General features: G+C 59.3%; 9 protein-coding genes. All 9 read right to left on the bottom strand.

Annotation, left to right across the window (positions count from 1 at the left end):
* Positions 1–29 precede the first annotated feature (29 nt).
* Positions 30–602 carry a type VI secretion system lipoprotein TssJ gene (gene tssJ / locus AR456_RS18195; protein WP_021817884.1) on the bottom strand — a complete coding sequence of 191 codons (573 nt, stop codon included), beginning with the start codon at positions 600–602 and terminating at the stop codon, positions 30–32.
* A gap of 55 nt (positions 603–657) precedes the next feature.
* On the bottom strand, positions 658–3285 hold the full coding sequence (tssH, locus tag AR456_RS18200; RefSeq protein ID WP_021817883.1) for a type VI secretion system ATPase TssH: 2628 nt from the start codon (positions 3283–3285) through the stop codon (positions 658–660).
* Positions 3282–4361 carry a type VI secretion system baseplate subunit TssG gene (gene tssG / locus AR456_RS18205; RefSeq protein ID WP_021817882.1) on the bottom strand — a complete coding sequence of 360 codons (1080 nt, stop codon included), beginning with the start codon at positions 4359–4361 and terminating at the stop codon, positions 3282–3284. Before tssG ends, tssH begins: the two co-directional genes overlap by 4 nt.
* Positions 4325–6160 carry a type VI secretion system baseplate subunit TssF gene (tssF, locus tag AR456_RS18210; protein WP_021817881.1) on the bottom strand — a complete coding sequence of 612 codons (1836 nt, stop codon included), beginning with the start codon at positions 6158–6160 and terminating at the stop codon, positions 4325–4327. The genes tssG and tssF overlap by 37 nt, the downstream gene beginning before the upstream one ends.
* Complete coding sequence (tssE, locus tag AR456_RS18215) at positions 6160–6648, bottom strand: type VI secretion system baseplate subunit TssE (protein WP_236995520.1); 489 nt, start codon at positions 6646–6648, stop codon at positions 6160–6162. The genes tssF and tssE overlap by 1 nt, the downstream gene beginning before the upstream one ends.
* 63 nt (positions 6649–6711) lie before the next feature.
* The gene (gene tssC, locus AR456_RS18220) at positions 6712–8220 is read right to left on the bottom strand and encodes a type VI secretion system contractile sheath large subunit (protein ID WP_021817879.1); all 1509 of its coding nucleotides are present in this window, start codon (positions 8218–8220) and stop codon (positions 6712–6714) included.
* A gap of 15 nt (positions 8221–8235) precedes the next feature.
* Positions 8236–8766 carry a type VI secretion system contractile sheath small subunit gene (gene tssB / locus AR456_RS18225; protein WP_021817878.1) on the bottom strand — a complete coding sequence of 177 codons (531 nt, stop codon included), beginning with the start codon at positions 8764–8766 and terminating at the stop codon, positions 8236–8238.
* 79 nt (positions 8767–8845) lie between these two features.
* Entirely contained in the window at positions 8846–9595 is a 750-nt protein-coding gene (locus AR456_RS18230) for a hypothetical protein (RefSeq protein WP_021817877.1), read from the bottom strand.
* A 62-nt stretch (positions 9596–9657) separates the two neighbouring features.
* The gene (locus tag AR456_RS18235) at positions 9658–10119 is read right to left on the bottom strand and encodes a copper resistance protein NlpE N-terminal domain-containing protein (RefSeq protein WP_155829180.1); all 462 of its coding nucleotides are present in this window, start codon (positions 10117–10119) and stop codon (positions 9658–9660) included.
* Positions 10120–10197: the final 78 nt, after the last annotated feature.

A 10197-nucleotide genomic window follows, 5' to 3' on the forward strand; every position in this document is an offset into this window, starting at 1 on the left:
TCCCTTCTCAGCGCCGGTGGCGCGAGACATCACTGGCTTTCGTTACGGGAGGCGAGTAGTTCAGCGCTGTCGCCTACCGCCTCCATGTGGTGGTCTGCGAGATGCACAATGACGCCATCCGGTGAAGTCAGGATGCCGTCCTTGCGCATTGCAGTGGCGTCAAACACCAGACGCCAGCGGTTGTCCGGCACCTGGCGAAAGAATGCCACCACTGCGATATAGCGCGTCTCCGTTGCCATGGGCGCGCTATCGACCACTTCGCGTTCCGGCAACAGCACGACTTCACGCTCACTGAGCAGCGAATCGCCCAATGCCTCGCTCGGGGCCTGCCACAGCAGCTGCGGCGATGCCGAGTTGAAGGCGGTGAGCGAGTTGAGCTGATAGATACGCGTGACAACCGACAGTGGATTGCCGTCGGCATCCGGATTGAGGTGCTCGTCGCCCTGGAGCGTCACCACGACCTTTTCGTCCTGGTTGAACAACACGTCACCCACAGTGCCATCCAGTTGCTTTCCAATTCGCCCGCTCACGCCGCAACCGGCCAGCAGGCTGGATAGAATCGCCACCATCACGAGGGACCACCATCCCTTGCGGTAACGCATGTGCTGTGTCCCTTCCCTGCGAGTTATCATTTTTCTTTATGTCCTTTGCTGCCGGTTATTCCATGCGGTAGATGAAGTCACTGTGTTCATCGACCCCGACCTGAATACTGTCGATGGGAGTGTCGGCGGCCATGCGCTCAAGCACCTGCTCGGCAAGCTCCGGCATCAGGGCGCCGGTCAACAGATGGTCGATGCTGCGCGCGCCACTGTCGGTCTGGGTGCAACGTTCAGCAATGTGCTCGGCGAGTTCCGGCGCGAATGTCAGCTGTGCCCCATGATTGAGCTCGAAACGCTGTGCCAGGCGGGCCAGTTTGAGATTGACGATGCGTGTCAGCACCTCACCCTGTACCGGGTAGAAAGGCACGATCTTGAGGCGTCCGAGGAAAGCGGGCTTGAAGACACCATTGAGGGTATCGCGCATCTCCTCGACCAGACCTTCGGGCTCGGGGTACTCCTCCGCACCGAGGCAACGCTGCATGATCCAGTCGGTACCGACGTTGGAGGTGAGCAGGATCACGCAGTTGCGGAAGTCGATCTCACGTCCCTCACCGTCCTCCATGACGCCCTTGTCGAACACCTGGAAGAACAGTTCGAGCACATCGGGATGCGCCTTTTCCACTTCATCCAGCAGCACCACACTGTAGGGCTTGCGGCGCACCGCTTCGGTCAGCACCCCACCCTCGCCATAGCCGACATAGCCGGGCGGAGAGCCCTTCAGCGATGACACGGTATGGGCTTCCTGGTACTCCGACATATTGATGGTGACCAGATTGCGCTCACCGCCGTAGAGAGTGTCGGCCAGCGCCAACGCCGTTTCCGTCTTGCCGACACCACTGGGACCCAACAACAGGAAGACGCCGATGGGCTTGTTGGGATCCTCGAGCTTGGCTCGAGACAGGCTGATACGCTTGCCGATCTCGACCAGCCCGTGGTCCTGACCGATGACCCGCTCTCCCAGCAACTGAGGAAGGCGGCGTACGGTATCGATCTCGTCACGCTGCATCTTGCCCAGCGGAATGCCGGTCCAGGCGGCGACCACAGCGCCAATGGCATTGCCATCGACACAGTCGTGTACCAGCGGCTGGTCCCCCGCCTGGCTACCGAGCTCCTGCCGCGCCTTGAGCAGCGCCTCGCGAGCACCTGCCTTCGCCGCATCGTCACTGGCTTCGCTCAGCTGCTGCTCGGCTTCGCGGATCGTTGCGACGGATTCACGCTGCTGCTGCCAGCGCGCTTCCAGTGCTTCGATCTGCTCACCCAGCTCGGCCAGTTGCTCCTCCAGATCAGCGAGACGAGCATCGTGGGCACTCTCGCCACGTTCACGTTCGTGGCGCAGTACGCTCTGCTCGGCTTCGAGGTCCAGCCGACGCTGGCGCGCATCTTCCAGTTGGGCGGGTGCTACGGCCTGACCGAGGGCAACGCGCGCGCAAGCGGTATCCAGCACGCTGACTGCCTTGTCCGGCAGTTGGCGACCACTGATGTAGCGGTGAGAAAGGCGTACGGCCTGAACCACGGCATCGTCGAGAATCTCGACACCATGATGGTCGCGCATGCGACTCGCGAGGCCGCGCAACATGTCGATGGCCACATCCTCGGTGGGCTCGTCGACCTTGACCACCTGGAAGCGCCGCGCCAGAGCGGCGTCCTTCTCGAAGTACTTCTTGTATTCCGCCCAGGTGGTCGCCGCGATGGTACGCAGCTCACCACGCGCCAACGCCGGCTTGAGCAGGTTGGCAGCGTCGTTCTGCCCTGCCTGACCACCGCTGCCGATCAAGGTGTGAGCCTCGTCGATAAACAGAATGATCGGATGCAGGCTGCGCTTGACCTCTTCGATCACATTCTTGAGGCGCTGCTCGAACTCTCCCTTGACCCCAGCTCCCGCCTGCAACAGGCCAAGATCAAGCGTACGCAGCTCTACATTGGCCAGTGCCTCGGGCACGCTGCCGGCGACAATCTTCAGCGCCAGCCCTTCAACGACGGCGGTCTTACCGACCCCTGCCTCACCGGTGAGGATCGGGTTGTTCTGCCGACGGCGCGTGAGGATATCGATCATCTGCCGGACTTCCGCATCGCGGCCCAGCACCGGATCGATACGCTTTTCACGCGCGTTATCAGTCAGATTGATGGTGTATTGGTCCAGCGCGGGGGTCTTGCCTCCACGTTTTCCGCTGCCGCTGCCCTTGCTGGACTGAGGCTGAGCAGCCTCGGCCGACTGCTGCTCCGGGCTTGATGCCAGCAAGTCATCGAAATTGAGACGCAGGTCATCGGCATCGAGGTTCTCGAGCTCCGGCGCACTCTCGCTGACCACACGCCACAATTCCTGATCACTGAGCAAAGCCAGCAATAGGTGACCACTGCGGACAAGTCCCTTGTCCTGATCGATCGACGCAATCACCCAGGCACGCTCGATCAAGCGCGTGATGTGCGGAGATAACGCAGGCGTCCGAGTACAGCCTGTCTTGAAGGTCTCAAGAGCTCGATCCAGCTGGTCCGCCAGTCGATCCAGGGCTAACTCATAGTGCCGCGCGATACGCAGCACGTCGTTGTCATCCGCATCGATCAGTTTGAGCAACAGGTGCTCGATATCGACCTCGTACTGGCGCTTGGCAAGACACAGCCCAGCGGCCTCTTCCATCGCGCCGCGGCTGACATCATTGAGCTTGGCAAATAGTGTCTTGAGGCTCACGTGGTGGCTCCGTTGAAGGGAATACGAAATAGGGCCTGGCCATCACGGGCGCGGGGGCGCCCACCCAGCCAGCCGATACGGCCGAGCGTGACACCGTCATCGCCGCCGAGGCGTGCCGCGGGCACCTGCTCTGCGGCGAGATCGAGTTCGATCTCGAAGTCCAACTCGGCACCGAGGTAGTAACGGGTCAGGCTGATCAGTTGGGTATGGTCGGGTTGCCCCGGCTGAAAACGCTGATAGTCGCTGAGCGGTAACGGGCCAAGCGCGATCCTGACGCAGGACTGGTAGTCCCACACCCGAGTACCGGCAACAGCGGACTGCCCGAGCTGTGAGTTGCCACGTCCAAGCCGCGTTCGCTCGCGTTCGGGAATCTCCAGCCAGCGCCCGCTGAAAGGGCGTACCTGGATCGGCACGTTGAAATAGAACTCCAGCATCGATTGCAGATTGAGCTGATTACGCGGCCGCTGAGCCAGCAGACCGGCAAAGTAGCTGAACAGCTCGCGTGGCAGATCGGCTTGCGGCTCGGTTGTCTGATGACGGTTGGTCAGCAGGCCGCGGGAGTGATCGGTGAGCCCCACCAGTGCTTGCAGCTGACGTTCGAAATCCGCCTCGCCCTTGCGCTCGTACTCGATGAAGAAGCGGTATTTCTGCCAGGCCTCGTAGAACATCGCGGTCATGCGATGGGAGAACAGGTCGAGAAACGCATGACCCGCATCGTCACGCAGATGGATATGACGGTCGATCAGGGTCTCGGTATAGGGACGCGGCAGCACGCCAGAAGGCCCGACCAGCCCCATGAAAGTGACCTGTATCTCGGTTAGCGGCTGATCATTGGCCGACAGACGCTTGCTGCTTTCGAAGGTCAGGTCGCTGATCTCGCTGGCCGGAAACTCCAGTGACAGCTTGCTGCGGAAACGCAACGGATCCTCGTGCGGACGCGACTCGGGGTCGAGCCTACCGAGGTGGCTGTAATGGAGTCTGAACAGGCGAACGAGCTGGAAGAAGCCAAACCGGTACGGTTCAGCCCTTGCTCGGTCGATCAGACCAGGGACTGAGTGCCGGTTCTGGGCGGCCATGTCACGACATCCTTTTCGCGCTGACGACTACGCAGCGTCAGTTGGGTGAAACTGTTGATCGAGCAGTACTGTGCGAGGAAGTGATCCAACACCATCCCGAACAGATAGATGCCGCTACCGATGAACTGTTGTTCATCGAGCTCCAGCGTAATACCCAACCCCCTGACGAAAGCCGGACGCGGGTGCCCGATCCGTGTCATGGTCGGCTCACTATCGATGGCAGTAATACCCTTGATCTGGCGTCGGGCCGCTTCGGTATCGCGATAGTTGTACAACGCCAGCATTTCCAGCAACGCTTCACGACCACGCGACACCATCGATAGATGGTTGAGTGATAGATGCGAGATCAGACGCCAGATCAGCCCCTTGCCCAGCGGCGGGCGTACAGCAGTGGTCGGCTTGCGCAGACAACGGATCGCCTTGACCACTTGCTCTCGCGGCAAGGTGAAGTCGCCCTGCGGGTGGCCGAAGTTCAACTGCTGCGGAAGGTCACGGTTGCTGCAGGTCAACTGCAGGCTAAGCACGTCACTGGACGCTTCAACCCGAGTCAGTTCGCGATCCACCAGACGCAGCTGCATCTCTGTACCGACGTCCTGGCGACGCTCCGAGGGCACTCGGCGGGCCAGCCAGTGGCTGTTACCGTGTCGCTGATCATGCCAACGCGGCTCGAAGAATGGGTGACAGACCGTCACCTCATCACGCTGTGCGGTCTTCTTGACGCGCTTCACCTGATCGATGGAGACGATCTCGACACCATAGGGATGACGCACATCAGCCACCACCGGATACTCGTGCTGGGTGTGAGTCAATTTGATCGGCTCGGCGAGGCGACGAAACAGATTGATGACCGGCGTGCAACCAAGCCTGAAGTGGTTTCGTCCAAGGTTCTGCGCCAAGCGTGACAAACGTTCGTTCGAAGAATAATCAGCAAAATGAAAGTGCAGCTGGAACTGAGTACCCTCCACACGGGCCAACACCCGATCCAGACCGCGAAGATCAACGAACATGAACTTCTCGGGAAACACGAAGTACTCGTGCAACAGACGATATCCGAGGAAAGAACGCTCGGAGTAGTCGATCAAGCCTTCATCCGGGTCGAAGCCAACCGGCTGTACACACGCCAACGGCAGATTGACCTCACTTCGCTGGCCTTCTTCATCGAAGCTGACGCTGATCCGTGAGAGGTTGTTGAACAACAGCTCGTGCAGCGGGTGCATCAGGGCCCCTTCCCCATCAAGGAAGAAGCGCAACTGATCGATCTCCAGTGGCGCGATGCTCTGCTCCGCCAGGCTACTCAGATTGAGATCGAGACGCGCCACGCTGTCACGATCCCGACCATTGAAGGCCGAACGCTCGAGCAGCGAGAAACGAGCATTATCGACACGCACCGGCCATACCGTGACGTCATAACAGGTCCGAAAACGACAGGTGGTCCCCCCCACAGCACGCGAGAACAACTCGGTGTGGCGTGGCAGGTGATAGCGCGAATCCAGAGTCGAGCTGTCGCCGAGGTCGAACTGGGCAATCGACAGCGATGGCGTCGGCCTCAGGTAGTGCGGATAAAGCACTTCAAGAAAGGACTCAACGATCTCGGGAAGGTCATCATCGAGCTTCTTGTGCACTCGCGCGGAGAGGAAGGCAAAAGCCTCGATCAGTCGCTCGGTATGGGGGTCCGCACTATTGTCTTCCTCGAGCTGCAACCTCGCGGCAACTTTCGGATACTCACGCGCAAACTCCCGGCCGAGAAAGCGCAGGTGCGAAAGTTCCTTTTCATAGTAAGGCAGCAGATCGTCGAGCATCAGGTCAGGTTCTGTACTTTATAGCGTTGTGTTTCGGCCTGCAGGACGGCATCGAATGCCACCTGCTGCCGGGCATCCATCAGTACCAGCATGGCGTCGACCCGGAAGCGCAGGAGACGATCCTGGTTGTCCTGGTCGAGCAGACGAACTCGCACGTTGCGAAAGCGACAATCATTGCTCTCGATGGCGCGTTCCAACTGGCGCTGAATCAGCTGACGGTCATCGGTACTGTGTAATCCCCGCCCGAGAAAGTCGGGCAGGCCATACTCCAGCAGAGACCCTTGTAACGATGGATAGTCGGCGAGCCGAGCACTGAGCAGTTCACGACGAGTGTTGACCAGAATTTCCAGGTCACGCACGATCGCCGCCTTGTACTCATCCAACGTGCTCCAGTGCCGTTCCTCGGCTTCCACACCCTGGTGTGGCTCGTCATCAAGCAGACGACACCACAGCGTGGGCACGAACATCCTTGTGCCTTTCAGTTGCACGGCTCACCTCATCGCTTCAATCGGCCAGCAGTGCTGGCCGTTGTCTCATGACTTACTTGCCACTTACGACTTGCGAGTCGACTGCGGCAACTCGGCGACCAGACGCAGAGACGCGGTCAGCTCGTCGAGCTGATAGTGCGGGCGCAGGAAGGTCACCGCCTTGTAGACACCAGGCTTGCCCGGCACCTCGGCCACCTCGACACGCGCCTCGCGCAGCGGGTACTGGGCCTTGGCCTCCTGGCTGGCGTTGTCATCCAGCAGCACGTACTGCGACAGCCAGTCGTTGAGATAACGCTCGACACTGGTACGTGAAGCGAAGCTACCGACCTTGTCGCGCATGATTGCCTTCATGTAGTGGGCAATGCGCGAGGTCGCGAAGATATACTGCAGCTGCGCTGACAGGCGGGCGTTGGCATTGGCAACGTCGGTGTTGTAGTGCTTCTGCTTCTGCGACGACTGCACGCCAAAGAACGCGGCATAGTCCGTGCCCTTGCAGTGCACCAGAGGAATGAAGCCGAGGTCGGCCAGTTCCTTCTCGCGACGATCGGTAATCGCAATCTCGGTGGGGCACTTGAGTGCGACTTCACCATCATCGGTCTGGAAAGTGTGGGTCGGCAGATCCTCAACCAGTCCGCCACCTTCGACACCACGAATCGCCACACACCAGCCATAGTTGGAAAACGCATCGGTAACCCGCGCTCCCAGCGCATAGGCAGCGTTCATCCACAGGTACTTGTTGTGCTCGCGGCCATCGACGTTTTCGACGAAGTTGAATTCCTCGACCGGGTCGGTGTCCGGCCCATAGGGCAGGCGTCCCAACACGTGCGGCAGCGTCAAGCCAACGTAACGTGCATCCTCGGAGCTACGGAACGACTTCCACTTGGCATATTCGACGGTATCGAAGATCTTGGAGAGATCACGCGGACCACTCATCTCGGTGAAGGAGTCCCAGCCAAACAACTCCGGTGAAGAAGCGGAGATGAACGGAGCATGGGCCGCTGCAGCAACATGCGAAATCTGCTCGAGCAGATAGATATCCTCGGGGCTGCGAGAAAACTCGTAGTCGCCGATCAACATACCGAAGGGCGCGCCACCGAAAGTGCCGTACTCTTCCTCGTAGACCTTCTTGAACAGCGCGCTCTGGTCGAACTCGGTAGCCGACTTCATGTCACGCACCAGATCCTTCCTGGTGGCATTGAGCACCTGGATCTTCATGTTGCTGCCGGTCTCGGACTGGTCGACCAGATACTTGAGGCCGCGCCAGGAGGATTCGAGTTGCTGGAACTCGCTGGCATGCATGATCTCGTTCATCTGCTCGGAGAGCATGGCATCGATTTCAGCGATCCGAGAGTCGAGTACGGCAATCAGGTCCTTGCTGGGCAGTACTTCGCCTTCCAGCACCTGAGCGACCAACTCTTCGATAAGATCACGGGCGCGGGTACGCTCCGACTCCGAGCGCGCAACGCGGCTTTCGGAAATGATACTGTCGAGCAGCGAGGACTGCGGAGCAAAGACGGTTTCCTGAGCTTCCTGGGTCGCCGCTGACTGGGCTTCGGTATTCTTCTCTGACATGTCGTGGCTCCAGCGTTACTTGTCGTCTTCGTCGCGTACGGCCTGCTCGCGTCCGAACTCTTCACCCAGCGTCTTGAGCTTCTCGCTGTTCTGCAGCACGTCCATCAGCAGTTCCTCGAGCTTGTCGTTACCGCCCATCTTGTTGCGCAGATCAGCCAACTTGTTGCGGACTTCGAGCAGTTTGCGCAGCGGCTCGACCTGCTTGACGACGTTCTGCGGCTCGAAGTCCTCGAGCGCGTTGAAATTCAACTCGACCGGCAGTTGAGAGCCATCCTTGGACAGGGTGTTGTCAACCCGGTAGGCCAGACGCGGCTTGTAGCCCTTGAGAACGCTATTGAAGTTGTCGCGATCGACAGCGACGAACTTGCGATCCTTGAGCTTGGGCGGCGGGCTCAGCGGATTACCGGTGTAGTCACCGACCACACCCACCACAAAAGGCAGCTCCTTCTGCTCCTGGCTATCGCCAATCTCGACGTCATAGGTGATATGAACTCGCGGTGCACGAATTCGTCCCAGTTTGTGTTGTGTGCTATCCCTCTCCGCCATGGCGTCGTTTCCTCATTAGTTGAATTTCTGATCTTCTTCACTGACTGGTGCGTCACTACCCGTCGCCATGCGCAGGGCATCAAGCCGCGGCGATGGCTTTCAGCAGACGCCCCCTGATCCCATCTTCCATTGCTTCCACATCCGCAGCGTCGACCAGTTCCTCGAAGCTGTTGTTACCGGCAACCTCGGTACTTCGACGAATCAGGTCTTCTTCAGGTAGGTGCGAAGTCACAGGCGACCCGATCACACAGAACGGTAGATCACCGAAGTCATCCAGTTTCTCGAAACTGACGGGGAAGCGCAGGCCCAGCAGCAGACGTCCAAGCCCTGGCGCGCGATTGATGCAGTAGAACAACATCAGATAGTGGACGATGAAGCGGAACAACTCGGCCGTACTGCGATTGGGGTCCTTGATGATCTGACGAAACTGGCTGAGCTCGAACCCCTTGTAACCCACCACCCAGCGCACCGGGCTGGTCACCCGTACAGGGCGACTTCTGTCGCTCAGAGTGATGTCGTACTCATAGGGATAAAGCTGTGGCGTTGAGCCAAGTATCTCCAGCGGCACATCCAACTCCTGAATGAGCCTGAACGGGGCAGCCCCGGCCGTGGCCTCGAACAGTGACTTGAACTCCTTGAAGGCGTGCTGCGCTTCTCGGCCGCTACCGCGTGGTGCGCCTTGCAGATATTCACCAAAGATCATCTGCGGTCGTATCAACAGCCCAAGAGTGCCGAGGTAGTCTGCGGCCTGTTCATGCAGGAGGTCACCGATGACCCGCGTCTGCTTGCGCTGCTTGATGAACGATTCGATATCGAACGTTCCCTGCATGCTCAAGATCCCTCCTGAAGCCTGTTGTTATCCATGAAATCGCCATCCATGAAATATGATTTCTAGCGCAGCGGTTCGTCGCGCACGAGCTCGTAGCTGCCCTCGCCTTTCGGCAGCGTCTGGCCTCCCGCCCAACCGAGGCGTTTACCATCGTGCTCGACCCTGAGGATCAGCGGTCCAGGCGTGTTCTCGAGGCGATAGAACTCGTGCTCCCCATTTGAGCTGAGCTGCCAGTCGCCCCAGGTGGTGGACGTGAAGTCACCACCAACCGCATCGACATGCGTTTCCTGCAGCACGTACTGCTCAGGGGAGCCATCATCCAGATTGCGGAACAAGGTGAGATCGGCACGAATGGCGCGACAATCGCCGCAAGGCAGCGTGCCGACAAAGCGAGAAACCTGCTCGTCCGGCGCTCGATTCTGATCATCTGTGGAGGCACAGCCAACCAGGGCAAGGCCCAGCATGACCAGTACCACCCTCGGTATTGCCGACATCCATTGAATTGACGGTATCTTTCCCTGCATGGCAACACTGCGTCTCTTGTCGATTCTAATTATTTCTACCGGTGCAACACCTGTGCGATGAATGCTGGTTACACATAC

The organism is Halomonas huangheensis, assembly GCF_001431725.1.
GTDB lineage: Bacteria > Pseudomonadota > Gammaproteobacteria > Pseudomonadales > Halomonadaceae > Halomonas > Halomonas huangheensis.